Origin of the sequence: Dryocola sp. LX212 (assembly GCA_041504365.1) — a bacterium.
In the GTDB taxonomy this organism is placed as follows: domain Bacteria; phylum Pseudomonadota; class Gammaproteobacteria; order Enterobacterales; family Enterobacteriaceae; genus Dryocola.
Window position 1 is genome coordinate 4,517,948 of record CP167917.1, and the last position, 25,765, is coordinate 4,543,712.

The window sequence follows — 25,765 nt, forward strand, 5'->3', positions numbered from 1 at the left end:
GATTATTTACCGCGAACCAGCGGCAGGTTTTCACCGCTCCAGCCTGCAATGCCTTCTTTGAGCAAGGTCACCTGCTCAAAACCAGCTTTTATCAGCAGCTGCGCGGATTCCTGAGAAGAAACGCCGTTGCCACAGACCACGATAACGGGTTTAGCCTTGTGCTTTTCCAGCTCGCCGAAGTTACCGCTTTTGATATCGCTTTGCGGTACGTTCAGGGAACTCGCGATATGGCCTTTACGATAGTCGTCGCGCTGACGCACATCGACCACAACGGCATCTTCTTTATTGATTAAGCGCGTTGCTTCACCCCGGGTGATCACTTTCACCTTTGAGGTTAAGCCTTTGAAGGTCATGACAAGCACAGCGGCCAGCAAACCAACCCACGCCAGACTAAGTATGGGATGACGACCAACGAATTGCATAATTTCTTGCATGGGGGGTAATAACTCCCGGCTGAGTAAAGATGAAAAAAACCAAGCAAGGAGTATACCTTCGCATTGCGGCAATTACAGCCAGTCAGCATGATGTATTGTGGATTCTGCGTGCTGTTACGAAAAAAATGCCCTCCCCGGTAAAAAACCTGTCACGATCCCGTCTGTTTCTTTGATCTTCTGCGGCTATTTTTCTGTGACGGCTGTAGTAAAATTACGCAAATTTTTTGTCTTTGACTTAGAGGTTCTCGCAATGTCGGCTACTAAAAAACCTATGGTTCTGGTGATTCTGGATGGCTATGGCCATCGTGAAGAGCAGCAGGATAACGCCATTCTGAATGCTAAAACCCCGGTTATGGATAACCTGTGGAACCAGCGCCCACACACCCTGATCAACGCATCCGGCCTGGAAGTGGGTCTGCCAGACGGACAGATGGGTAACTCAGAAGTCGGTCACGTCAATCTCGGCGCAGGCCGTATTGTTTATCAGGATCTGACTCGTCTGGATGTTGAAATTAAAGAACGTACTTTCTTTGCTAACCCGGTGCTGACTGCGGCGGTAGATAAAGCCGTTGCGGCCGGCAAAGCGGTTCATATCATGGGTCTGGCTTCTGCTGGTGGCGTTCACAGCCACGAAGAACATATCCTCGCGATGATTGAACTGGCGGCTGAACGCGGCGCAGAAGCTATCTACCTGCACGCTTTCCTCGACGGTCGCGATACACCACCGCGTAGCGCAGAGTCCTCCCTGAAGAAATTCGCCGACAAGTTTGCGGCGCTTGGCAAAGGCCGCGTGGCATCCATAATTGGCCGTTATTTCGCGATGGACCGCGATAACCGCTGGGACCGCGTGGAGCTGGCGTATGACCTGATGACTCAGGCTAAAGGCGAATATCAGGCGGCAACGGCAGCTGCGGGTCTGGAAGCGGCTTACGCTCGCGATGAAAACGACGAATTCGTGAAGCCTACCGTCATCCGTGCAGAAGGCGAAGCTGAAGCGGTAATGAATGACGGCGACGCGCTGATCTTCATGAACTTCCGTGCCGACCGTGCCCGTCAAATTACCCGCGCGTTCGTTAATGCAGATTTCGACGGCTTTGCACGTAAGAAAGTGGTTAACTTCGGCGACTTCATCATGCTGACCGAATACGCAGCGGATATCAAAACTGCCTGCGCATACCCACCTGCTTCTCTGACTAACACCTTCGGTGAGTGGATGGCGAAGCATGACAAAACCCAGCTGCGTATTTCCGAAACTGAAAAATACGCCCACGTGACCTTCTTTTATAACGGCGGCGTTGAAGAGCCATTTGCTGGCGAAGACCGCGTGCTGATCAATTCGCCAAAAGTAGCGACTTATGACCTACAGCCGGAAATGAGTTCGGCAGAATTGACTGAAAAATTACTGTCTGCCATCAACAGCGGCAAGTACGACACCATCATTTGTAACTATCCGAATGGCGATATGGTTGGTCATACCGGCGTTTATGAAGCAGCAATTTCGGCGGTTGAAGCGTTGGATAATTGCATCGCGCAGGTCGTTTCCGCAGTGGAAAATATTGGCGGCCAGCTGCTGATCACCGCGGACCACGGCAATGCGGAGCAAATGCGTGACCCGGCAACAGGACAGGCGCACACCGCACACACCAGCCTGCCGGTTCCGCTGATTTACATTGGCGAGCGCAGCGTCAAAGCAGTAGAGGGCGGCAAACTTTCTGATATCGCGCCGACCATGCTGAGCCTGATGGGCATGGAAATCCCGCAAGAGATGACTGGCAAGCCGCTGTTCATCGTGGAATAATCCCTCCCCATGAGGGGAAAGGCGATTTTTTCAATGACATGGGCCACGAAACCGAAGCGGTTTTCCGTCAGGCCCATTTTCTACGCCAGCGTGCTTAGCGCTGGCGTATTGTTATGCCCTTTATCCAGCCACGCTGACGACAGCGCACAGCTGAAATCCATTCGACAGGATATCGCCGCAAAAGAGCGCGCGGTTCGCCAGCAGCAGCAACAGCGTGCAACGCTTCTTACCCAGTTAAAAACGCAGGAACAGGCGATAGCCCAAGCCAGCCGCAAGTTACGCGATACGCAAAATACCCTCACCACGCTGAATCGACAGATTGACACCATGAACGCTTCGCTGATGAAGCTGCAAAAACAACAGGCTGTTCAGGAGCGTAACCTGGCCGCCCAGCTTGATGCGGCATTTCGTCAGGGTCAGCACACCGGGATCCAGCTCATCCTGAGTGGTGAAGAGAGCCAGCGTGGCCAGCGTCTACAGGCCTATTTTGGTTATCTGAACGCAGCGCGTCAGGAAACTATCGCCGAGTTAAAGCAGACCAAAGCGGAAGTCGACGAGCAAAAAGCGACGCTTGAAACAAAACAAACCGAGCAGCAAACGCTGCTTTACGATCGGCAGGCTCAGCAGGCAAAGCTGGAAGACGCCCGCAATCAGCGTAAGAAAACCCTCGCCACGCTTGAATCATCCATTCAACAGGATCAGCAGAAGCTTGGCGAAATGCGTCAGAACGAATCCCGTCTGCAAAACCAGATTGCCCGTGCCGCCGCCGCAGCCAAAGCGCATGCGGAAAAAGAAGCGCGCGAAGCAGAAGCGGTTAAATCACGTCAAAAAGCCGCCACCAGCAAAGGCAGCACCTATAAACCAACCGAATCAGAACGCTCGCTAATTTCTCGTACCGGCGGTCTTGGTGCACCACGCGGCCAGGCGTACTGGCCGGTTCGTGGCTCTCTGCTGCATCGCTATGGCGAACAGCTGCAAGGTGAACTACGTTGGAAAGGTATCGTTATCGCAGCGAGTGAAGGCAAGGAAGTGAAGGCCATCGCTGATGGACGTGTGATTCTTGCCGACTGGCTGCAGGGTTACGGGCTGGTTGTGGTGGTTGAACACGGTAAAGGCGATATGAGTTTGTACGGCTACAACCAGAGCGCGCTTGTCAGCGTGGGGACTCAGGTTCGCGCCGGCCAGCCCATCGCGCTGGTGGGCAACAGTGGTGGTCAGGGCCGCCCGTCACTCTATTTCGAAATTCGTCGCCAGGGCCAGGCAGTCAATCCACAACCGTGGTTGGGAAGATAAGTTTTGCCTCAGTTTCGTCACGTTGTTTCCTCTCTCGCCTGCGCGCTTGCGCTGGCGGCACCCGCTTATGCCGGCAAGCTGGCGATTGTGATAGATGATTTCGGTTACCGCCCCCATCAGGAAAATCAGGTCATCGCCCTGCCTCCCGAAATCTCCGTCGCCGTTTTGCCCAACGCCCCACACTCCCATGAAATGGCGACCAAAGCGCACAATGCCGGGCATGAAGTGTTGATCCACCTGCCGATGGCGCCGCTGAGCAAGCAGCCGCTGGAAATAGATACCCTGCGCCCGGATATGAGCAGCGCTGAAATAGAGCGGATTATTCGGGATGCGGTGAACAAGGTGCCGTATGCCGTGGGCCTCAACAACCACATGGGCAGCGCCATGACCTCAAGCCTGTTTGGCATGCAGAAGGTGATGCAGTCGCTCGATCAGTACAACCTCTATTTTCTCGACAGCATGACCATCGGCAATAGCCAGGCGATGCGCGCCGCTGCGGGAACCAAGGTTAAAGTGATTAAGCGCAAAGTGTTCCTCGACGACACGCAGAACGAAGCGGATATTCGCGTTCAGTTCAATCGCGCTGTCGCGCTGGCCCGCCGTAACGGCTCGGCTATTGCTATCGGCCACCCGCATCCCTCTACTGTGCGCGTACTGCAGCAGATGATTTATAACCTGCCGGCGGACATCACGCTTGTGCGCCCCAGCAGCCTGCTGAACGAGCCGCAGATGGATACCTCCAGGCCAAATAATGCCGTCCCGGTTAAACCTGCAGAGCAGTTGCGTAACCCTTTCAAAGGCGCGAAACTTTGCAAGCCAAAGAAACCGCTGGAACCTGTGTATGCCACGACCTACTTCGCAGTGCTTAGCGATAGCATTGGTGAAAGTACGCTGGTGAAATACATGAAGAATCAATGGCAGGGCTGGGATTCTGGCTCGCCGCAATCCTGATAATTCATATGGATCGGCCCGGCAATCATATTATACTGCCGGGCAAATTTGGCCTCAGGGACTCACGCATCGATGACGCAACAACGGCGTAAAATTCTGCTGTTAGATAACGGTAAAGAGTGGGGAGGCGGCACCAACAGTATGCTGGAGCTGCTTAAACGCATCGACCGCCAGCGGTTTGATATCACCTGCTGCTTCTATTACAACTATGCGCGCGGCGAAGGTGAAACTATCGGGCAGGTGCTCAACAGCATCGGGATCCCGGTTATCTTTCTGCCGCAGTCCGCTCAGCCGCTGTGGGCCAAAATCGCTAAAGAGCTGGGGCGCTCACTGGTATTCTTTAGCCGCCCCGGACGCAAGAAAGTAGCGGAACTGATTGATAATAAATGGCGCATCCAGCCCAACGCTAAACGTATTCGAGAACTCCTCCAGCGTGACGGCTACGAAATCCTCTATATGAACAATCAGCCTGGTTCAAATCAGGAAGGGTACCTGGCAGCCGAGCCCCTGAACGTTGCCGTGGTGCAGCATTGCCGCATTGAGCCGGTCATGACGTCGCAGATTACCGGGATGGTTAACCGCATCGCCAGCAAAGTCATCGCCGTTTCCCACGCCGTTGAAAGGGTTCTGCTTCGCAACGGCGTAGAGAAATCACTTTGTACAACGGTTTCTAACGCGATTGATATCCACCAGCCTTTACCCGACGACAAAACCATAAGACAAGAAATGGGTATTGCTGAAGATACATTTGTTTTCGGCAGCATTGGTTCGCTTATCCCGCGAAAATCCAGTCACCATACGCTTGAAGCTTTACAACAATTTTCACAGCAAAATCCTGATGCTAAATGGAAACTGATCCTCGTCGGTGAGGGGCCGGAGCACCAGAAGCTGCAGCAGCAGGCAAACGCCTACGGATTTGCGGATCGGGTAGTTTTTACTGGCTTTCGTAACAATCCACTGGATTACCTGGCCGCTTTTGACGCGTTTATACTCGCTTCTAAAAGCGAAGGGCTGCCGCGCGTGGTGCTGGAATCCATGCTGCTAAAAACAGTGGTGATAGGTTCAGATGTGACCGGAACGGGTGAGCTGATTGATTCCGGCCGTACCGGCTTGCTCTACCCTTATGGTGATACGGTTACTCTGGCTGCCCACCTGCAAACCGTCTGGCAGGACAGCACGCTGCGCGAGGCCATGACCCAACGGGCATGGCAGCAAGTCGTCGATCGGTACGCTATCGAACATTATGTCGCCGGCGTCGAAGCCGTTCTTTATGCCGTAAATACTACACGGACCCATCATGTTTAAATTCCTCAATGCAAAGTATCGCCATATTACGGCGCGACATAATATTCCATTGGCGCAGGCTGCAACTGGCGCAAAATCGGTTCCTGTGACCTCCGCTGTCATTCCTTGCGTGGGAAAAGACTTCGTCGAAGAAGGAACGTTATCAGCTATTTTTGCCAACCGTTTCGCTCCGCAGTTAGAAGAGATTGTTATTGTCTCCGATCAGCCTGCTGAAGCCTTTATCGGCATACCGGCCAAAACCCGCGTCGTGACGCTTAACGTACCTGAAAGAGACGACAGCTACCGCTTTAAGCAAATTTATCGCAGCCGCCTGATTAAAATTCAGGCACCGCTGCACGCCAGAACCGAGGCTGCCCTGATCATTGATTCCGATCTCAACCTGCTGCAAATGCCGCGGCTTGAGGTGGAGGAAAATACGCTCTATTCAAGCTTCCGTCAGGGAAAAATGATCGCCAAACTGGCAAACGCCCCGCAGGGAAAAGCGCCAGCCTGGTATCAGGATACGATTCGCCCCACCCTTGAAGATCATGTAAATAGCGCCTTTCTTGCGGCTACACGCAGCACCTGGCACCGTCTGTGCCCGCTTTGGCTGGCCCTTTTCCAGGACACATGGGAACTGATGCCCGATGACCAGCCGCCAACGGATCAGCTTCCTTTAGCCGCGCTGCTTGATATGCTGGACTTCAGAACGGTCAATTTAGGTGACTGGGTGAACTGGCCCGTATCCAAACGCATCGGCGGCACACCGTCCGTTATCCCTAAAGAAGTGATCGGCGCCCACGGCGGCTTCCCATTGTCGGAATGGCAGAAATATCTCGCGTCGCCGGACAGCGAGCTGCTGTTCAAGGGGCAGGATTACACGCGCAAGGTGCGTTATCTGACTGACGCCGAGAAGAAAGAAGCCAGCGAGTAATTTTTCTTGTGCAGATAGCAAAAAGGCCGGTTTCCCGGCCTTTTGTTCATTCAGACGCCGTTAATCCCAGCTAAGAATAACCTTGCCGGACTGCCCGGAGCGCATAGCATCAAAGCCTTTCTGGAAATCATCGATGCCGAAACGGTGGGTGATAATCGGCGACAGATCCAGGCCTGACTGGATCAGCGCGGCCATTTTGTACCAGGTTTCGAACATTTCACGCCCGTAAATCCCCTTGATGAACAAGCCCTTGAAGATGACTTTTGTCCAGTCGATGGACATATCTGAAGGAGGGATCCCAAGCATAGCGATGCGGCCACCGTGGTTCATGGTGTCGAGCATAGTGCGGAACGCTGGTGGCGCGCCGGACATTTCCAGCCCTACGTCGAAACCTTCGGTCATACCCAGCTCATGCATGACGTCGGTCAGGCTCTCTTTGCTGACGTTTACCGCGCGGGTCACGCCCATTTCACGGGCCAGCTCAAGACGATAATCGTTAACGTCCGTAATGACGACATTGCGGGCACCAACGTGTTTAGCGACAGCTGCCGCCATAATGCCAATTGGGCCTGCGCCAGACACCAGCACATCTTCACCGACCAGATCGAAAGAGAGCGCTGTGTGCACCGCGTTACCAAACGGGTCGAAGATGGACGCCAGATCGTCGGAAATATTATCCGGAATTTTGAAGGCGTTAAAAGCTGGCAGCACAAGGTATTCCGCAAAGCAGCCGGGACGGTTTACGCCCACACCGGTGGTATTGCGGCACAGGTGAGTGCGCCCTGCACGGCAGTTGCGGCAGTGGCCGCAGGTGATATGGCCTTCGCCAGAGACGCGGTCGCCGATTTTGAAGCCTTTCACTTCCTGGCCAATACCCACCACTTCGCCAACGTATTCATGTCCCACTACCATCGGCACAGGAATCGTCTTCTGAGACCATTCATCCCAGTTATAGATATGGACATCGGTACCGCAGATAGCGGTCTTACGGATTTTGATCAGCAGATCGTTATGACCCATTTCCGGTTTCGGGGTATCCGTCATCCAGATGCCTTCTTCCGCCTTCAGTTTTGCTAATGCTTTCATGACCGCTCCCTCAGGCGATAACGCCCAACTGTTTACCGATACGCGTAAACGCATCAACCGCACGCTCGATTTGCTCAGGGGTATGCGCCGCTGACATTTGCGTACGAATGCGCGCCTGACCTTTTGGTACGACCGGATAGAAGAACCCGGTAACGTAAATTCCTTCTTTTTGCAGCTCGCGGGCAAAGTTCTGTGCCACGGTCGCTTCGCCAAGCATCACAGGGATGATGGCGTGATCGGCACCGGCAAGCGTAAAGCCAGCCGCCGACATTTTTTCACGGAACAGGCTGGCGTTAGCCCACAGGCGCTCGCGCAGTTCAGCACCCGTTTCAAGCATCTCCAGCACTTTAATTGATGCAGAAACGATGGCTGGAGCCAGAGAGTTAGAGAAAAGATAAGGGCGGGAGCGCTGGCGCAGCCACTCAATCACCTCTTTACGCCCGGCGGTATAGCCACCGGAAGCCCCACCAAGCGCTTTGCCCAGCGTGCCGGTGATAATGTCCACGCGATCCATTACTTCGCAGTATTCGTGCGTGCCACGGCCGTTTTCGCCGACAAAACCGACAGCGTGGGAATCATCCACCATCACCAGAGCATCGTATTTATCCGCCAGATCGCAAACGCCCTGCAGGTTGGCAATAACGCCATCCATAGAAAATACGCCGTCGGTAGCGATCATCACATGGCGAGCGCCCGCCGCACGCGCCTCTTTCAGACGAGCTTCCAGCTCCTGCATATCGTTGTTGGCATAACGGTAGCGTTGCGCTTTACACAGACGAACGCCGTCGATGATAGAAGCGTGGTTCAGCGCGTCGGAGATAATCGCGTCTTCAGGGCCAAGTAGGGTTTCAAACAGCCCGCCGTTGGCGTCAAAGCAGGAGGAATACAGGATAGCGTCGTCCATTCCCAGGAAACGGGCAAGCTTGCCTTCAAGCTCTTTATGACTGTCCTGCGTGCCACAGATGAAGCGTACGGAGGCCATACCGAAGCCATGTTTATCCATCCCCTGCTTCGCCGCTTCGATCAGCTGCGGGTGGTTAGCCAGCCCCAGATAATTATTGGCGCAGAAGTTAATCACACGGCTGCCGTCAGCGACGGTGATGTCCGCCTGCTGGGCAGATGTGATAATCCGTTCTTCTTTGAAGAGGCCTTCAGAGCGAGCGGTTTCAAGCTGTGAAGTTAACTGTTGGTAAAAATCTTCGCGCATCGCGATTCTCCAGGCAGGGCAAATTTCGGCACATATTACCCAAACCTATACGTTGAGACGAGATTACGCTTCAGGGATTATGATTTTTGCAGGATAAATCACGAAGGCAGAAACTTCGTCTGATTAGGCGGGTCTTTGATTGTAATGGTATGATAAGAGCCATTAGCGCGCGGGGTAGTCTGCCCCGCAGCCCCCTAAATTATGAAGGTTACGCTTATGATTATTGTCACCGGTGGTGCCGGTTTTATCGGCAGCAATATTATCAAGTCACTGAATGATAACGGCTATACAGATATCTTAGTGGTAGACAATCTGAAAGACGGTACCAAGTTCGTAAACCTGGTTGACCTGAATATCGCCGATTATATGGATAAAGAAGATTTCTTAATCCAGCTGATGGCAGGCGAAGAATTCGGCGAAGTCGAAGCCATCTTCCACGAGGGTGCGTGTTCTTCCACCACCGAGTGGGACGGCAAGTACATGATGGATAACAACTATCAGTACTCCAAAGAGGTGCTTCACTACTGTCTGGAGCGTGAAATTCCGTTCCTGTATGCCTCTTCCGCCGCCACCTACGGCGGCCGTAATAATAACTTTATCGAATCCCGCGAATACGAGCAGCCGCTGAATGTTTATGGCTACTCCAAATTCCTGTTTGACGAATACGTGCGTCAGATCCTGCCTGAAGCAAACTCTCAGATTACCGGGTTCCGCTATTTCAACGTTTATGGGCCTCGTGAAGGCCACAAGGGCAGCATGGCGAGCGTGGCCTTCCATCTGAATACCCAATTGAACAACGGCGAGAGCCCAAAACTGTTTGAAGGCAGCGACGGCTTTAAGCGCGACTTTATCTACGTAGGCGACGTGGCGGCGGTAAACCTGTGGTTCTGGCAAAACGGCGTTTCCGGCATCTACAACTGCGGTACGGGTCGCGCGGAGTCTTTCCAGGCCGTTGCCGATGCAACGCTGGCGTTCCACAAAAAAGGCAGCATTGAGTACATTCCCTTCCCGGAAAAACTCAAAGGCCGCTATCAGGCATTCACCCAGGCCGATATGACCAACCTGCGTGCTGCCGGCTACGACAAGCCATTTAAAACCGTTGCCGAAGGCGTAACGGAATATATGGCCTGGCTTAACCGTGACGCATAAGCAGGTAGACTGACGCATGAAAATACTGGTGATTGGCCCGTCATGGGTGGGCGACATGATGATGTCGCAAAGTCTCTACCGCACGCTCAAGGCGCGCTATCCCCAGGCGAGTATTGATGTGATGGCACCGGCCTGGTGTCGTCCATTATTGTCGCGCATGCCCGAAGTCAACGAAGCGCTCTCTATGCCGCTGGGCCATGGCGCTCTGCAAATCGGCGAACGCCGCCGCCTTGGCCACAGCCTGCGGGAAAGGCGCTACGACAGGGCCTATGTTTTGCCCAACTCTTTTAAATCCGCTTTAGTGCCTTTCTTTGCCAATGTGCCCCAGCGAACCGGCTGGCGCGGCGAGATGCGCTACGGCCTGCTTAACGATGCCCGCCTACTTGATAAACAGGCCTGGCCACTGATGGTCGAGCGCTATGTCGCCCTGGCGTATGACAAAGGCGTCATAGCATCAGCGAAAGATCTACCCCAGCCGCTGATGTGGCCAAAGCTGCAGGTCAACGAGAGCGAAAAAGCACAGGCCTGCATGGCGTTTAACCTGGATACCGAACGGCCGATTATCGGTTTCTGTCCCGGCGCTGAATTCGGCCCGGCTAAACGCTGGCCGCACTATCACTACGCTACGCTTGCCGGAAAACTTATCGACAAAGGTTACCAGGTCGTCCTGTTTGGCTCCGCAAAGGATAAAGAGGCCGGGAGTGATATTCTCGCCGCGTTAACTGCCGTACAGCAGGCGTATTGCCGGAATCTGGCGGGCGACACCGCACTGGAACAGGCCGTAATTCTTATCGCCGCATGTAAAGCGGTAGTGAGCAATGATTCTGGCCTGATGCACGTTGCTGCCGCGCTGGACAGGCCGCTGGTCGCCCTCTACGGCCCTAGCAGCCCTGACTTCACGCCTCCTCTGTCACACAAAGCCAAAGTCATTCGCCTGATTAGTGGCTATCACAAAGTCCGTAAGGGCGACGCTGCGGAGGGATATCACCAGAGTTTGATTGATATTGCACCGGAGCGGGTTATGGCTGAATTGAATGAACTTCTGCAAGCCGGGACGGAAGCATAATGCGGGTGCTGATCGTCAAAACCTCCTCAATGGGCGATGTGCTTCATACTTTGCCTGCGTTAACAGATGCGATGCAGGCGATCCCAGGCATCCGCTTTGACTGGGTGGTTGAAGAGGGTTTTGCCCAGGTCCCCACGTGGCATCCGGCAGTCGGCAAAGTCCTGCCCGTGGCGATACGCCGCTGGCGTAAAAACTGGTTTTCTGCACCGATAAAAGCCGAACGTAAATCCTTTTATCAGGCGCTACGGTCCCAGCAGTATGACCTTGTTATTGACGCCCAGGGGCTGATAAAAAGCGCAGCGCTGGTGACGCGAAAGGCCCGGGGCATTAAGCATGGCATGAACTGGGGCAGCGCGCGCGAGCCGCTGGCCAGCCTGTTTTATAACAAGCACCATGCCATCGCAAAGCGGCAACACGCCGTTGAACGAACCCGAGAACTTTTCGCGAAAAGCATTGGATACCTAAAGCCAAATCAGCAGGGCGATTATGCTATCGCCCGGCATTTTCTCGCGCTTGCGCCTGCCGATGCAAATCAGTATATCGTTTTTCTTCACGCCACCACGCGGGACGAGAAGCACTGGCCGGAAGCGCACTGGCGAGACCTTATTCACCTGATGCATAATTCTGGCTTACGTATTAAACTCCCATGGGGTGCCCAGCACGAGCAGGATCGTGCCGTTCGCCTGGCTGCAGGATTTGACTTTGTTGACGTGTTGCCACGTTTATCTCTGGAAGAAGTGGCAGAGCAGCTTGCTGGCGCTCGGGCTGTTATCTCAGTCGATACCGGATTAAGTCATCTCACCGCCGCACTGGATCGGCCAAATATCACGCTGTATGGCCCAACCGACCCGGGCCTGATTGGTGGCTATGGACAAAATCAGCATGAAATCACTGGTGCAGGAAACAATATGGCAAACATCAGCGCAGCGGACGTGTTTTCCGCGCTTCAGAAAATTAATCACCTGGCCACAGAATAACGATTAATGAGCTATCTACTTCTTTTTATACTATTTTTACCCTGCAAGCTTGTGGGGAAACTGTTCTATAAGAAAAATGGTCGTAACCTGCTGATCCAGACGGCAAAGATTGGCGATTTTGTTAACGTCACGCCGCTGCTGGCCCACCTCAAGAAAAGCGATGTTTTAATCAGCAAGTCTGTGCTGCCCTTGGCCCGCCACGATGAAACCATCGAAAAGATTTATCTTGTTGAAGAGCACAAGAAGAACCTCTGGAGCAAGATGCGTTTTGCGTTCATGCTGATGAACCGCTACGAAAATGTCTACCTCCTGCAGCCAAACAGTACCAATCTCTTCTTTGCCGCCGCCTGCAACGCAGCCAATAAACAGTTCCTGTCGACCTATAATCGTCGCTGGTATCAATATCTGTTTTATCAGACAGCGACGGGCGTGGTAGAACATGGGAAGGACACGTTAAGTGTCGATAATTACCTTAAGCTGGCGGATCGGAACCTGACATGGCGAGACCATCCTAAACACGCCACCAGACCATTAAAAGTACCAGTTAACTATCCCCAGGCACTTGATAAAAAAGATGTTATCAAAATTGGCTTAAGCATCTCTGCTGGAAATAAAGCAAAAACCATCCCACCGGTAATATGGCAGCGGCTTTTCGACTCACTGCAGGATTTGCCCTGCCTGTATTATATCTTCGGCTCAAAGAACGAACAGGTCTGGCTGGATGATTTACTTAAGATCACGGGACAACGTGATGACTTGGTAGATATGATCGGTAAGCTTTCCCTTGAAGATTTGCCCCACGCCATCAGTAAAATGGATTTTTATATCGCATCCGATTCAGGAAATATTTATATAGCCGATGCCATGGGCGTGCCAATCATCCTGATTTACGGCCCATGCTGTGTGAAAGAGCAGCGTCCATTAGGAAACGTTTTGCTAATTGGGGACGATGCAAATATTAACTCTTTTGTCTTTGAGACAAGGTACTACTTTGATAAACCTAAGGAAGAGTTATTTGAGCTGGATGAAAACAGTATTATTAAAATCCATGACTTCATCATTAATAATCTACATATAAGTAATTAGTGATAGCGAGAAACCAATGGGAACGCTTACAAAACAGATCTATAGGTATACACACCCCCGAAACATGCGGCATAATGAAAATCTTTGGCCCTATGTCAAAATAAAGCGTGATGGAACAGGTGCAATAACTGATCTTTTCTATAAAGGTCAACGTTTCCCTTTGGTAAATCTGAGTGAGCTGAAAAACTCCTTTTCCGGTGAAGCATTGCTGATTGCTACAGGGCCATCAATAAATAATATTGATTTTTCTTTGATTCCAGATTTGCCTGCGGCTGGTGTTAATGGTGCATGGCACCTGTCTAAATGGCTGGATTTTAAACTTTATGTCATAGTTGACATGATTTTTATTGATAATCAACATGAATTACTTGAAGAAATTATCGCTAACCAAAATATAATTCTATTTACGACTATGCATGGCATAGTGAGATTAGCAAATAAATTCTCACCAGAAAATATTTGCTGCTGCGTAGCCGTAATTGAAGATAAATGCTTCCCCATTTATCAGCCAACCATTAACAGAGATGAAGTATATAATAAGCTACATGCACACAAAAATATTGACTTCTCAAGTGAAAATAAAAATATCGCTTTCAGTCATGATATTCGCACCGGAATATTTGATGCGGGTACCGTGGTTTACTGGACACTCCAGATACTAGCATTTCTTGGATTTAAAAAAATATATGTTGCTGGTCTCGATATGAATAATTTTTCGAGCCCTCGTTTTTACGAAAACCCAAATAGTATGTTGCCATCGTTTTTGGAAAATAAATTGCAAGATATCATCATCCCAGCCTTTAAACTTGCAAGTGATTCACTTAAACAAGTTAATACAGAAGTCATCAACTTATCAACCAAGAGTGCAATTCCTGCGCATATTTTTCCTAAAATGGATTATCGTGATGTATTCAAATAATCGTTCACGCATTGAAAATGCTTACGCCATTCTTTTCGTGGCTTTCATTTTTATGAGTTCAATATTTTGTAATGTATCCAAGGTTAATTTACTATTTCATAGTTCGTTAATACTGCTCATTGGAGGAGCTGTTTTCTCTTCTAAAATAAGAGATGCCGTTCTCGCAGATAAAGATTTTTTAAAACGGCTTGCGATACCCATGGTGTTTCTTGCTTATTTTACACTTTCTAATATATGGTCCGGTCACCCAGGCAACATTAGCTCCACGGTTAAACACTCCATCTACTTAATAGCCTTTATTTGTATTTATCGACAAGTCGAGCTTATGGGATTAAAAAAGTATGTAATCTGCGCTGCTTTTCTTGGCATGACGGTACTAGCTATCTTAACATTGACTATGGTTGATAAAACAACTCTTACAACCCACAGGCTAGAGGATGCTTTCCCATGGGCACCAGATAACGTTATAGATCTGGGAGGATATATGGTGATAGGCATTTTCTGTGGGATGATATTCATTCGCGAATCAGGGAAGAATTGGCTATATGCATTATTACCTATACTTTTTATATCTCTACTTTTAACACAAAGCAGAGGGCCACTTATTGCCTTTATTGCCGCTTTTTCTTTATTATTTATTGTTAACCCAAGATATTCTTTAAAAAATATTCTCTACGCGTTTCTTATAATTTTTATCGTCGCGTTGTTAATATATCTTACTAAATTCTCAGATATATTAATTTTTCGCATCGAAAATTTATATAAACAAAGCTTTATCCGATTTGGCATTTGGCAAAATGCGATTGAAATCGCCAAAGATAAACCTTTCTTTGGTTGGGGTTATGATAAAGGTTTAGTTTTTGTAAATAGCATTGGGCAGAATATAACCACTACGCACACTATTTATCTGGCATCATTCTTAAAAGGCGGCATTGTTGGTTTATTACTAATGCTGTCTGTCGTTGTATTAGGGCTTTTCCAGATTCGTAAACATCTCCTCGCTGGCCAAAAAACTGAAGTCTCCATATTTATATTCTCTCTGATTTATTATATGTCTCAGGGGATGTTTATTATTGGGAACCCACAGGAATTTTGGTTCTTATTCTGGTTCCCTCTGGCGGTAATCCTTAGCACGCCAGTAAAAAAACTTGCAGACTAATTGGTAAAGCCGGGCTTAAAAACCCGGCTGATTACTTTTACGTTCGCAATATTCCGCCAGCGTCATACCCACCGTTCGACCCGCAAGCCATGTAAACAGCTTCTCCAGATCTTCATAAAGAAGCTCAATATCGCCCTCGTTCTTAAACGTTGGGCTGCCGCCGGGCATAAACTCCGAAGAGTGAAGCATAAATTCGACGTAATCATTGCCCTGCGCCAGCGTTTTTTCTGCGACGGCAATCATTTGTGCAGCATTGCCCCCGGATGGGCGTAACCAGTTGACTGAAGGGCTACGGTATTTACCCCGCAACCTGTCGTAGCCTTGCTTGAAGCCATTCATTAGCGCGCCGTGTTTGTACTGGATGCTCATAGGCACCTCCAGCAGCGGAGAAATACCGGGCTGACTAATATTGTCCAGATCCATAAAATAAGACTGCGACGGAAAATGCTGATAATTCGTTCCGCCGGTTCCCGTTGGCGATCCTTTCGCATTGCGCCAGTTCACCCGCGGCGTCACCGAACAATCAACTTTATAGCCCAGTTCCACCAGCAAACGCGCGTAGCGACTGTCGAAAGCCCAGCGCCCTGCCCGGTGGCTCAGCATTTTGGTGTGGAAGGTCTCCTCAAGCAACTTTGTCATAAAGACAACCTTCTCACGAAGGATCTCATCAGGGTATTCGATAAGATAAGGCTGCCAGCGCCAGTCATCCCCGGTTAAATCATAATCAGGTGGGCTGTTCCACGCATGAAGATGCATCCCCACCTCACCCTTCCCCCGCGCAATAACATCTTGAGCGAAAGCAATAAACGTGGGGTCTGTCGCCATCTCATAGTTGGCCAACCAGACGGGTTTGAAAGCATACTTCTCACATAAGGTCTGAAAACGGGGCAGAAAGCGTGCATTTTCCGTCTTGATCTGCTTGTGGTTTTGCCACAGATTATCGCCTTCGGTATCAATGGTGATGATAAATGCGGGAGTAGTCATTACCGTCTCTGCGTTCATAATGTTTACGCCATGTTACGCAGCCCGTTACTGAAGGGCAAACGTGATTCCAGGAAAACGCCGACTCCGCTGGCGAACGGTAGCAACCATACTCAAGGTCTATTAGAATCAGACATTGGCTAATCACCTAAAGATGATAATGAATAACGCCTTGAACACGCCCGCAGCCGGGCAGAAAACCCGCATACTGGTCATCAAGTTGCGCCATCACGGCGACATGTTGCTTACCACGCCGGTCATCAATGCCCTGCATCAGGCCTGGCCAGACGCGCAGATCGACGTCCTGCTTTATGAAGAAACCCGCGACATGCTGTCCGCACACCCTTTCATTCATCACATTTATGGTATTGACCGAAAATGGCGCAAACTGGGCACCCGACAGCATCTATGCAAAGAGTGGCAGTTGCTTAAAGCGTTACGCCAGCAGAATTATACCCTGGTGGTCAACCTTGCCGATCAGTGGCGCAGCGCTATAGTCACCCGTTTTACGGGCGCGCCAGTGCGCATCGGTTTTGATTTCAATAAACGCCGGGGATGGTTCTGGAATCACTGCCACACCCAGCTTGCCTCGGTTGCCGATCATCAAAAACTGCATACCGTTGAGCAAAATCTTTCCGTTCTCTCCCCCCTGGCTGTTGCCCCGATGAACGAAGTTACCATGAGCTATCGTTCGGAAGACTGGCAGAAGGTGCAGGAGAAATTGCAAAGTAAAAATGTTGATGCAGCGTTTATCGTCGTTCAGCCAACCTCTCGCTGGTTCTTCAAATGCTGGGATGAGAGTAAAATGGCTGCGACATTAACCGCACTTCAGCAGGACGGGCATACCCTGATATTAACCTCCGGGCCGGATAAAAATGAAAAAGCGATGATCGACAAAATCCGTGCCTTATGCCCGTCTGAACACATTCATTCCCTGGCCGGCGAACTCAGCCTGCGGCAGCTTGCCGCGCTAATCGATCATGCGAAACTTTTTATCGGCGTTGATTCCGTCCCCATGCATATGGCAGCCGCGCTGCAAACCCCATGCATTGCTCTGTTTGGCCCGTCTAAGCTGACATTTTGGAGTCCGTGGCAGGTCAAGGGCGAAGTTATCTGGGCTGGCAACTACGGCCCGCTTCCGGACCCCGACCAAATTGACACCAATACCAGTGAACGCTACCTCAACGCGATACCTGTGGATGATGTGGTTGCCGCAGCCCGGAGACAATTATTATGAAACGTTGCCGTCTGGCTATCGTTCGCCAAAAATACCGCCCCGATGGCGGGGCTGAACGTTTTGTCTCCCGTGCGCTGGAGGCGCTTAGCGCCCACGATCTGGAGCTAAATGTCATTACCCGCCAGTGGCAGGGTGAAAAGCAGGAAAACTGGCACATTCATCTCTGCGATCCCATGAAGTGGGGCCGCATTAGCCGTGAAAAAGGGTTTGCCGACGCGGCCCGCTCGCTGTGGCAACGCGAGCAGTTCGATCTGGTTCAAAGTCACGAGCGTATCGCAGGCTGCGATATCTATCGAGCCGGGGACGGCGTCCATCGCCGCTGGCTGTTGCAGCGTGCCCGCATTCTTCCGGCATGGCGTCAACAGTGGTTGCTTCGCGATCGCTATCACCGCTATGTTATGGAAGCCGAGCGGGCCATGTACCAGGCGCCCGAGCTGAAAGCCGTTATCTGCAACGCCGAAATGGTGAAGCGTGAAATAATCGAAGATTTTGCTATACCTGCTAATAAGATACATGTCATCTATAATGCAATTGATTCTTCCCGCTTCGTTCCGGCGACGCCGGAGCAACGTGCGAAATGGCGCAACGAGATTAATATCCCCCAACAGGCCGTAGCGATGGTCTATGTGGGGTCAGGTTTTGAGCGTAAGGGTCTGGCCAGCGCTATTCGCGCCATAGCCAGCACAGATCGCTACCTGATTGTAGTTGGCCAGGATAAAGCAGAAAAGAACTACCGGGCGCTGGCGCAAACTCTGGGGTGTCAGGACCGGGTGGTTTTCACGGGAATGCAGAAAAATACGCTGCCATTTTATCAGGCCGCTGATGGACTATTGCTGCCAACGCTCTATGATCCCTTTCCGAATGTGATCCTTGAAGCCATGGCCTGTGGTTTACCGGTTATTACGTCACCGACCTGCGGCGGGTCAGAATTTATAACAACCGGACAAAACGGATATGTTTGCGATGCGCTGGATATCAAGGCGTTGGCGGAGGCGGTGATGGCTGTCCCCGCCCTTCACCTGAACGACGCCATGGGAGTGAATGCACGTGAACGAGTCAGGGATGCCACACCGGAAAAACTTTCGCAGCAACTTATTTCGCTGTATCAAAACATACTGGATTAGATAATGCGCATCCTGATGATTATTGATGGACTCCCCGGTGGCGGGGCTGAAAAAACCGTACTGACCCTTTCTAAAGGGTTAGTCGGTATGGGCCATCAGGTATCCGTATTCTCGCTGAGGCGCGTTTGCGACTATGAGATCCCCGAGGGGGTCGATTATCAAATCATTCAGGATCGCTGTAAAAAACCCTGGCGCAAGCTCACCGAGCTTTCGCGTCGTGCCGCATTGCTCGATAAGGCCATCGAACAGGCGCAGAAAAATGGGCACTACGATCTCATCTTCTCCCACCTGCACAAAACTGACCGCATCGTCGCCCATACCCGCACCATACCGCGCGAAAAGCTCTGGTATTGCGTTCATGGTATGTTCTCATTTTCTTATCTGCTGCACCGCCACGGCGTCTCACGCTGGATAAAAAGGCAGAAAATCAAACACCTGTATCAGGGCAGCAACGTTGTGGCCGTCTCTAAGGCCGTGCTGCGCGATATTACCGGCCGCTTTGATATCTCCCTGGCCAAAAGCGCGGTCATTCATAATCCTTTCGATATTGCGGGCATCCAGCTTCGCGCTAAAGAGCCGTGCGAAATGGCAGGCCAGGATTATCTGATCCATGTGGGTCGCTTCCACGAGCACAAACGCCATGACCGTTTGATAAAGGCCTACGCGCTAAGCGGTATACAGGCACCGCTGGTGCTTATGGGTAATGGTTCTGAAGAGCGAATCGCTGAGATAAAAGCGATGGCTCTTGCCGCCGGAGTTGCGGAGCGGGTGATTCTGAAATCCTTCGTACCAAATCCTTATCCCTGGATTGCTAACGCACGCATGCTTCTGTTGAGCTCCGATTGCGAAGGATTTGGTAACGTACTGGTTGAGGCCTTAATTTGTCAGACTCCTGCCGTTAGCACGCACTGCCCAGGCGGCCCGGAAGAGATCCTCACCGGCCCCCTGGCCCGTGGTCTTTCCGGCATGAGCGATAAAGATCTGGCGGACAAGATGAAGGAGATTTATCAAAATCCTCCGCATATTGATGCCGGCACAATTGAGTCCTACAGTATCAGCGCCATTTGTCAGCAGTACTTGTCCCTGGCAACAGAAAAAAAATAACAGCGATTTTAGGTAACTTTATGCCCCAGACCCAGACACCTTTGCTTAGCGTCGTCGTTGCCGTTTATAACGGCGAACTCTTCCTGGAGAAATTCTTCGCCTGCCTGCAGGCCCAGGCCATTGATGAAATGGAAATCATCATGGTGAACGACGGTTCAACCGACGGTTCGATGGCAATCATTGAAAACTGGCGCGCGACGTTTCCAGAGATGTGCGTGATTGAGCAGGAAAACCAGGGTGTATCCGTTGCCCGCAACACAGGGCTAGCCGTAGCGACCGGCAAATACCTCTCTTTCCCGGACATTGACGACGATTTCAAACCCGGCATGTACCGTCGGCTGCTCGATCTGGCGCTGGCTGGCGATCTGGATGTAGTGACCTGCAATGGTAACTACGTCTACGAGAATAACAAAAAGCCCACTCGCTCCATCTTCCCGGAAGATAAACTGCGCTCAACCGGCGTGCTGAGCGGCCCGGTATGGCTGAAAATGGCGCTCGATTCCCGCAAATTTTTGCATGTCACCTGGCTGAACCTGTACCGCCACGATTTCATTCGCGAGCACGGCTTCTCCTTCGAACCCGGCCTGCGTCATCAGGATATCCCCTGGACCACAGAAGTGCTGCTGGCGGCCAGACGCGTCCAGTACACCAGCGAAAAATTTTACGATTACTATATCCATTCGGCTTCGGTTTCACACAAGCCGGATACCGACGACACGCTTATTCGCTCAGCGCGCCACTACATCCGCATCCTCGAAATGCTTGAAGAGATAAACCAGCGCTATCCGGAACAGGTAAAAAATATTCCGGCCTGCCAGTGGCAGATAGCTAAAGAAGGGCTGGGTATTCTGCACACTTTCAATACCATGAAAGACCCTAAGAAAAAAAAGATGATTATTCAGGAGTTCTTCGACCACGGCATCTGGCGGCTGATCTGGAAAAACGCACGCGGCTTCCGTCTGCGCTGGCGATTAGGCAGAAGGTACTTTAAGCTTAAAAAAGCGACGCGTGTGCCTGGTTAAGCAGATCTCATGCGGGCGACATCCGGTCTGCCCGCAATCAGCTGAATTCGTTGTCTGCTTACCCGAACCCGCGTTAAAGACCGTCTAAACTCACCAAAACAATAGCTTTACGCCCTGCGAATGCTTAGAATTTGCCCGCCGATAAAAAAATACGGAAAATTCGCTTGGAATCGTTGTATACCGCCCTGCTCTATCTCATTCAGCCCTTTGTGTGGCTGCGACTTTTGCTCCGTAGCCGCAAAGCTCCTGCGTATCGTAAACGCTGGGCGGAACGTTATGGCTTTTGTCGTGGGAAAGTAGCGCCGGACGGTATCATGCTGCACTCCGTATCCGTCGGGGAAACGCTTGCGGCTATTCCGCTGGTTCGGGCCCTGCGCCATCGTTATCCGACGATCCCAATTATCGTTACTACGATGACGCCAACCGGCTCCGAGCGAGTTCAGTCAGCCTTTGGTAAAAACGTCCATCACGTCTATCTGCCTTACGATCTACCCGGCTCAATGAACCGTTTCCTGGACACCGTGCGGCCTAAGCTTGTGATCGTCATGGAAACAGAGCTGTGGCCAAACATGATCGCCGCACTGCACGAACGAAAAATCCCGCTGGTCATCGCCAACGCTCGCCTGTCCGAACGCTCGGCAAAAGGCTACAAGAAGCTCGGTGATTTCACGCGCCGCCTGATGAGCCGTATCACGCTGATTGCCGCACAGAACGAAGAAGATGCGGGGCGATTCCTGGAGCTGGGACTTAAACGCTCGCAGCTTACTGTCACCGGTAGCCTGAAGTTTGATATCTCCGTGACACCAGAGCTTGCCGCCCGTGCGATTACCCTGCGCCGCCAGTGGGCTCCTCGTCGTAAGGTCTGGATTGCAACCAGCACTCATGACGGTGAAGAAAGCATTATTCTCGACGCACATCGCCAGCTGCTGGCGAAGTTCCCGGATTTACTGTTGATCCTGGTGCCGCGCCATCCGGAACGCTTTAAAGATGCCAAAGTTCTGGTGCAGAAAGGTGGCTTTAGCTTCACCCTGCGCAGCAGCGGCGAGATCCCCTCTAACAGCACTCAGGTCGTCATTGGTGATTCGATGGGCGAACTGATGCTGCTCTACGGCATTGCCGATCTGGCCTTCGTTGGCGGCAGCCTTGTTGAACGCGGCGGCCATAATCCGCTTGAGCCAGCGGCTCACGCCATTCCGGTGCTGATGGGCCCGCACATCTTCAACTTCAAAGATATCTGCGCCAGGCTTCAGCAGGCGGACGGGCTAATCACTGTCACCGACGCTGAATCACTGGTCAGCGAAATCACCACCTTGCTGACGGATGAAGACTATCGTCTTTATTATGGTCGTCACGCCGTGGAAGTTCTGCACCAGAATCAGGGTGCACTCCAGCGTTTGCTACAGTTACTGCAACCCTATCTGCCCCAGCGGAGCCACTAATGCCCAATCGTTTATCCGTGGTGATGATTGCCAAAAATGCGGCTGACATCCTGCCGGATTGTCTGGCATCGGTTGCCTGGGCGGATGAAGTGGTGCTGCTCGACTCGGGCAGTACCGATGCTACCGTTGCCATTGCACAGCAGGCCGGCGTGAAGGTCTTCACTGATGAAAACTGGCCGGGGTTTGGCAAGCAGCGTCAGCGTGCGCAGAGCTACGCTACCGGTGATTACGTTTTGATGATCGATACCGATGAGCGCGTTTCCTCGGAGCTGGCCGCATCGGTTAAAGCAATACTCGCTAATCCACTGCCAGATACCGTCTACAGCATTGCCCGCCGCAACCTGTTCCTTGGCCGCTTTATGCGACACAGCGGCTGGTACCCGGATCGCGTAACGCGTCTCTATGCACGCACCAGCTATCGCTATAATGACAACCTTGTGCATGAGTCACTTGATGCCCCAGGGGCGAAAGTGATCCAACTCAACGGAGACCTGCTGCACTTAACCTGCCGGGACTTCTCAGGCTTCCAGCGCAAGCAGCTGAGCTACGCGACGGCCTGGGCGCAGGAGCGGCATCTTCGCGGCAAAAAAGTCTCGCTGGCGGGTGTTTTCGGCCACACTTTTGGAGCCTTCTGCAAAACGCTGCTGCTACGCGCAGGCTTTCTGGACGGTAAACAAGGCTGGCTGCTGGCAGTCGTTAACGCACAGTATACATTCAACAAGTACACTGAACTCTGGGCCTTAAACCACGGTTACACGGAAAAAGAGCAGCTATGAGCACCCGAGCGATTTACCCTGGTACTTTTGATCCGATCACCAACGGCCATCTGGATATCGTGACGCGCGGCGCCTTGATGTTCGATACCGTCATTCTGGCCATTGCCAACAGCCCGCATAAGAAAACCATGTTCTCTCTGGACGAGCGAGTGGCGCTGGCAGAAGAGGTAACGGCACATCTGCCGAACATTGAAGTGGTAGGATTTAGCGATCTGATGGCTAACTTTGCAAAGGCGCAGCAGGCTAATGTGCTGGTGCGCGGCCTGCGTACGGCGGCAGATTTCGAATATGAAATGCAGCTTGCGCATATGAACCGCCACCTGATGCCGGAGCTGGAAAGCGTGTTTCTGATGCCGTCAAAAGAGTGGTCTTTCGTCTCCTCCTCGTTAGTGAAAGAAGTCGCGCGCCACCACGGCGACGTCGAGCATTTTCTGCCGCAAAAAGTTTGTAAGGCCCTGCTCGAAAAGCTCAACGCTTAATGCTGGCACTTCCGGCAATAAAACGTGCTGCGCTGGGCATGCTTACCGGCAACGATCGGCGCACCGCACACCCGACACGGTTCTCCTTCGCGGCCATAAACCTGTAGCTCCTGAGCGAAGTAGCCCGGCTTCCCGTCCGACTGCAAAAAGTCTTTCAACGTTGTGCCACCCTGCTCAATCGATCGAATCAGTACCGCTTTGATCGCCTTTACCAGCAGCGCGTATTCCGCACTGGAAAGCGAATTCGCTGCGCGATCGGGATGGATCCCAGCGGCGAACAAAGATTCACTCGCATAGATATTTCCCACGCCCACCACCAGCTTGTTATCCATCAGCCATGGCTTAATCGCGATCTTCTTTTTCGCGGACTTTTCACGCAGGTAGACGGCGTTAAATTCTTCGCTAAGCGGCTCCGGTCCCAGATGCGCAAGCACGTTGCTGCCCTCAAGCTCTTTAGCCCATAGCCAGGCACCAAAGCGGCGCGGGTCCGTATAGCGCAGCACTTTGCCGTTGCTCATTACCAGATCGACGTGATCATGCTTCTGAGGCGGGGTTTCTTCGCTGAGTATCCGTAAACTGCCCGACATCCCCAGATGGATAATTATCCAGCCGTCAGGAAGTTCCAGCAGCAGGTATTTGGCGCGGCGCTGCACGCTGATCACCGGCTTGTCGCTCAGGGCATGGATTTCGTCAGAAACCGGCCAGCGCAAACGACCGTTACGAACAATAGCGTGCAGAATAGTTTCACCAACCAGATGCGGTTCAATGCCGCGGCGGCTGGTTTCTACTTCAGGTAACTCTGGCATTTCTCCTCCAGGCAGACTTAAAACAAAAAAACCCCGCCGAAGCGAGGTTTTTCATCAAAGTCACTAAAATTATTTAATTTTAGCTTCTTTGTACAGTACGTGTTGACGGACAACTGGATCGAACTTTTTCAGTTCCAGTTTTTCCGGCTTAGTACGCTTGTTCTTCGTGGTGGTATAGAAGTGACCAGTACCAGCAGAAGAAACCAGCTTGATCTTCTCGCGAACACCTTTAGCCATGACTTAGTTCCTCTTAGTACTTCTCGCCACGGGTACGAAGATCGGCAAGAACCGTTTCGATACCCTTCTTATCAATTACACGCATACCTTTAGCAGATACACGCAGTGTGACAAAACGCTTCTCGCTCTCAACCCAGAAACGGTGAGAGTGCAGGTTCGGCAGGAAACGGCGTTTGGTCGCGTTCATTGCGTGGGAACGGTTGTTACCGGTCACCGGACGCTTGCCAGTAACTTGGCAGACTCGGGACATGTCTATTCTCCAAAAATCAAATTAGCTCGAGCTTCGTATAGGGTTATGGCGCCTCGTCAGGCTGCAAGCCTGGTCCCTGGCGGTTCAATGTGAACCACAGTGCCAGGCGCATAATGCCAAACCCGAGATTCTCAAAGGTGGCGTAGTATACGCTGCATAACGCATGTGCTCAAGTCCCGAACAGACAAAGATCCCCAAGGATCGCGCAATTCGGCCTAAATCCACCCACGCTCTGCAAAAGAAACGTACTCTCCGCGACCGATAACCAGATGGTCAAGCACGCGAATTTCCATAAAAAGGCAGGCACTCACGATACGCTCGGTAATCGCCCGGTCAGCTTTACTGGGTTCGGCCCTGCCCGACGGGTGATTATGCGCAAGAATGACCGCCGCTGCATTAGATTTCATTGCTTCACGAACAATTTCTCTCGGATGCACCTCAACATGGTTAAGGGTTCCGGAAAACATGGGGATGCATTTGATAATGCGATGCTGGTTATCAAGAAAGATAACCATGAAGATCTCACGCTCTTCGGTCGTCAGCTGGCTTTGAATAAACTCACGCACGGCATCCGGATTTTTGAGCGTCAACTCTTCTACACCGCGAGAGATGTAATAACGTCTGGCGAGCTCAGCCACAGCATTCAGCTGCGTATATTTTGCCTTGCCGATACCTTTAATCTCTTTAAATTGTGAATAGTCGGCGGACAACAAACGACTTAGCGAGCCGAACTTGTCTATCAACAGTTTCGCCAGCGTCAGCACGTTCATTTCTCTTGTTCCTGTCCTTAAGAAGAGCGCCAGCAGTTCAACATCGGTGAGAGAACCCACGCCGAACTCAAGCAACTTTTCTCTTGGTAAGCTTTTGTTATTAAGGCTAATCATTGCTTCCATCATACCCTCCACTCCCTTGCGCTGCCCATTCTGCCCCAGTCTTTCGCCACCTGCGACAGAGAGATACTCACGCT

The 25,765-nt window shown here is 51.6% G+C and carries 26 protein-coding genes; 18 read left to right on the forward strand and 8 right to left on the reverse strand.

Annotated features, from left to right (window positions below; all coding sequences use genetic code 11):
- Window positions 1–2 precede the first annotated feature (2 nt).
- On the reverse strand, window positions 3–434 hold the full coding sequence (locus ACA108_21660) for a rhodanese-like domain-containing protein (GenBank protein ID XEX95876.1): 432 nt from the start codon (window positions 432–434) through the stop codon (window positions 3–5).
- 250 nt (window positions 435–684) lie between these two features.
- On the opposite strand from ACA108_21660, the gene gpmM reads away from it, so the two are divergent.
- From gpmM to ACA108_21685, 5 genes are all read left to right on the forward strand, one after another.
- On the forward strand, window positions 685–2,232 hold the full coding sequence (gene gpmM, locus ACA108_21665) for a 2,3-bisphosphoglycerate-independent phosphoglycerate mutase (GenBank protein ID XEX95877.1): 1,548 nt from the start codon (window positions 685–687) through the stop codon (window positions 2,230–2,232).
- A 33-nt stretch (window positions 2,233–2,265) separates the two neighbouring features.
- The gene (envC, locus tag ACA108_21670) at window positions 2,266–3,525 is read left to right on the forward strand and encodes a murein hydrolase activator EnvC (protein XEX95878.1); all 1,260 of its coding nucleotides are present in this window, start codon (window positions 2,266–2,268) and stop codon (window positions 3,523–3,525) included.
- A 3-nt stretch (window positions 3,526–3,528) separates the two neighbouring features.
- Window positions 3,529–4,476: a divergent polysaccharide deacetylase family protein gene (locus tag ACA108_21675; GenBank protein ID XEX95879.1), complete on the forward strand. Its 948-nt coding sequence runs from the start codon at window positions 3,529–3,531 to the stop codon at window positions 4,474–4,476.
- 72 nt (window positions 4,477–4,548) lie between these two features.
- Window positions 4,549–5,781, forward strand: coding sequence for a glycosyltransferase (locus ACA108_21680; protein ID XEX95880.1), 1,233 nt, complete (start codon window positions 4,549–4,551; stop codon window positions 5,779–5,781).
- Window positions 5,774–6,694 carry a hypothetical protein gene (locus tag ACA108_21685; GenBank protein XEX95881.1) on the forward strand — a complete coding sequence of 307 codons (921 nt, stop codon included), beginning with the start codon at window positions 5,774–5,776 and terminating at the stop codon, window positions 6,692–6,694. Before ACA108_21680 ends, ACA108_21685 begins: the two co-directional genes overlap by 8 nt.
- A 60-nt stretch (window positions 6,695–6,754) precedes the next feature.
- On the opposite strand, the gene tdh is transcribed toward ACA108_21685, so the two are convergent.
- Window positions 6,755–7,780 carry an L-threonine 3-dehydrogenase gene (gene tdh, locus ACA108_21690; protein ID XEX95882.1) on the reverse strand — a complete coding sequence of 342 codons (1,026 nt, stop codon included), beginning with the start codon at window positions 7,778–7,780 and terminating at the stop codon, window positions 6,755–6,757.
- A 10-nt stretch (window positions 7,781–7,790) separates the two neighbouring features.
- Window positions 7,791–8,987, reverse strand: coding sequence for a glycine C-acetyltransferase (kbl, locus tag ACA108_21695; GenBank protein ID XEX95883.1), 1,197 nt, complete (start codon window positions 8,985–8,987; stop codon window positions 7,791–7,793).
- 216 nt (window positions 8,988–9,203) lie between these two features.
- Here kbl and rfaD point away from each other — a divergent pair, with 216 nt between their 5' ends.
- The 6 genes from rfaD to ACA108_21725 all read left to right on the forward strand — a co-directional run bounded on the left by rfaD (window position 9,204) and on the right by ACA108_21725 (window position 15,343).
- On the forward strand, window positions 9,204–10,136 hold the full coding sequence (rfaD, locus tag ACA108_21700) for an ADP-glyceromanno-heptose 6-epimerase (GenBank protein XEX95884.1): 933 nt from the start codon (window positions 9,204–9,206) through the stop codon (window positions 10,134–10,136).
- 16 nt (window positions 10,137–10,152) lie between these two features.
- The gene (rfaF, locus tag ACA108_21705; GenBank protein ID XEX95885.1) at window positions 10,153–11,202 is read left to right on the forward strand and encodes an ADP-heptose--LPS heptosyltransferase RfaF; all 1,050 of its coding nucleotides are present in this window, start codon (window positions 10,153–10,155) and stop codon (window positions 11,200–11,202) included.
- Window positions 11,202–12,179: a lipopolysaccharide heptosyltransferase RfaC gene (gene rfaC, locus ACA108_21710; protein ID XEX95886.1), complete on the forward strand. Its 978-nt coding sequence runs from the start codon at window positions 11,202–11,204 to the stop codon at window positions 12,177–12,179. Before rfaF ends, rfaC begins: the two co-directional genes overlap by 1 nt.
- A 6-nt stretch (window positions 12,180–12,185) precedes the next feature.
- Window positions 12,186–13,265 (forward strand): glycosyltransferase family 9 protein, encoded by a 1,080-nt coding sequence (locus ACA108_21715; protein XEX95887.1) that lies wholly within the window; start codon window positions 12,186–12,188, stop codon window positions 13,263–13,265.
- A 64-nt stretch (window positions 13,266–13,329) separates the two neighbouring features.
- Window positions 13,330–14,184, forward strand: a complete 855-nt coding sequence (locus ACA108_21720; GenBank protein XEX95888.1) for a sugar glycosyltransferase — start codon at window positions 13,330–13,332, stop codon at window positions 14,182–14,184.
- Window positions 14,171–15,343: an O-antigen ligase family protein gene (locus ACA108_21725; protein ID XEX95889.1), complete on the forward strand. Its 1,173-nt coding sequence runs from the start codon at window positions 14,171–14,173 to the stop codon at window positions 15,341–15,343. The genes ACA108_21720 and ACA108_21725 overlap by 14 nt, the downstream gene beginning before the upstream one ends.
- A gap of 15 nt (window positions 15,344–15,358) precedes the next feature.
- Here the strand turns inward: ACA108_21725 and ACA108_21730 are convergent, their stop codons facing one another.
- A complete protein-coding gene (locus tag ACA108_21730; GenBank protein ID XEX95890.1) occupies window positions 15,359–16,327 on the reverse strand; it encodes a polysaccharide deacetylase family protein in 969 nt (322 codons plus the stop codon).
- A gap of 151 nt (window positions 16,328–16,478) precedes the next feature.
- On the opposite strand from ACA108_21730, the gene rfaQ reads away from it, so the two are divergent.
- The 7 genes from rfaQ (at window position 16,479) to coaD (ending at window position 23,505) form a co-directional block, all read left to right on the forward strand.
- The gene (gene rfaQ / locus ACA108_21735; protein XEX95891.1) at window positions 16,479–17,561 is read left to right on the forward strand and encodes a putative lipopolysaccharide heptosyltransferase III; all 1,083 of its coding nucleotides are present in this window, start codon (window positions 16,479–16,481) and stop codon (window positions 17,559–17,561) included.
- Entirely contained in the window at window positions 17,558–18,685 is a 1,128-nt protein-coding gene (locus ACA108_21740; GenBank protein ID XEX95892.1) for a glycosyltransferase family 4 protein, read from the forward strand. Before rfaQ ends, ACA108_21740 begins: the two co-directional genes overlap by 4 nt.
- Before the next feature lie 3 nt (window positions 18,686–18,688).
- Window positions 18,689–19,789 (forward strand): glycosyltransferase, encoded by a 1,101-nt coding sequence (locus tag ACA108_21745; protein XEX95893.1) that lies wholly within the window; start codon window positions 18,689–18,691, stop codon window positions 19,787–19,789.
- A gap of 20 nt (window positions 19,790–19,809) precedes the next feature.
- Entirely contained in the window at window positions 19,810–20,811 is a 1,002-nt protein-coding gene (locus tag ACA108_21750) for a glycosyltransferase (protein ID XEX95894.1), read from the forward strand.
- A 164-nt stretch (window positions 20,812–20,975) separates the two neighbouring features.
- Window positions 20,976–22,250: a lipid IV(A) 3-deoxy-D-manno-octulosonic acid transferase gene (gene waaA / locus ACA108_21755; protein XEX95895.1), complete on the forward strand. Its 1,275-nt coding sequence runs from the start codon at window positions 20,976–20,978 to the stop codon at window positions 22,248–22,250.
- Window positions 22,250–23,026, forward strand: coding sequence for a glycosyltransferase family 2 protein (locus ACA108_21760; protein XEX95896.1), 777 nt, complete (start codon window positions 22,250–22,252; stop codon window positions 23,024–23,026). The genes waaA and ACA108_21760 overlap by 1 nt, the downstream gene beginning before the upstream one ends.
- Window positions 23,023–23,505, forward strand: a complete 483-nt coding sequence (gene coaD / locus ACA108_21765; GenBank protein ID XEX95897.1) for a pantetheine-phosphate adenylyltransferase — start codon at window positions 23,023–23,025, stop codon at window positions 23,503–23,505. The genes ACA108_21760 and coaD overlap by 4 nt, the downstream gene beginning before the upstream one ends.
- Here the strand turns inward: coaD and mutM are convergent.
- From mutM to radC, 4 genes are all read right to left on the reverse strand, one after another.
- Window positions 23,502–24,311 (reverse strand): bifunctional DNA-formamidopyrimidine glycosylase/DNA-(apurinic or apyrimidinic site) lyase, encoded by an 810-nt coding sequence (gene mutM / locus ACA108_21770; GenBank protein ID XEX95898.1) that lies wholly within the window; start codon window positions 24,309–24,311, stop codon window positions 23,502–23,504. The genes coaD and mutM overlap by 4 nt on opposite strands.
- 69 nt (window positions 24,312–24,380) lie before the next feature.
- A complete protein-coding gene (gene rpmG / locus ACA108_21775) occupies window positions 24,381–24,548 on the reverse strand; it encodes a 50S ribosomal protein L33 (protein XEX95899.1) in 168 nt (55 codons plus the stop codon).
- A 13-nt stretch (window positions 24,549–24,561) separates the two neighbouring features.
- Window positions 24,562–24,798, reverse strand: coding sequence for a 50S ribosomal protein L28 (gene rpmB / locus ACA108_21780; GenBank protein ID XEX95900.1), 237 nt, complete (start codon window positions 24,796–24,798; stop codon window positions 24,562–24,564).
- A 215-nt stretch (window positions 24,799–25,013) separates the two neighbouring features.
- Window positions 25,014–25,682 (reverse strand): DNA repair protein RadC, encoded by a 669-nt coding sequence (gene radC, locus ACA108_21785; GenBank protein XEX98182.1) that lies wholly within the window; start codon window positions 25,680–25,682, stop codon window positions 25,014–25,016.
- Window positions 25,683–25,765 lie beyond the last annotated feature (83 nt).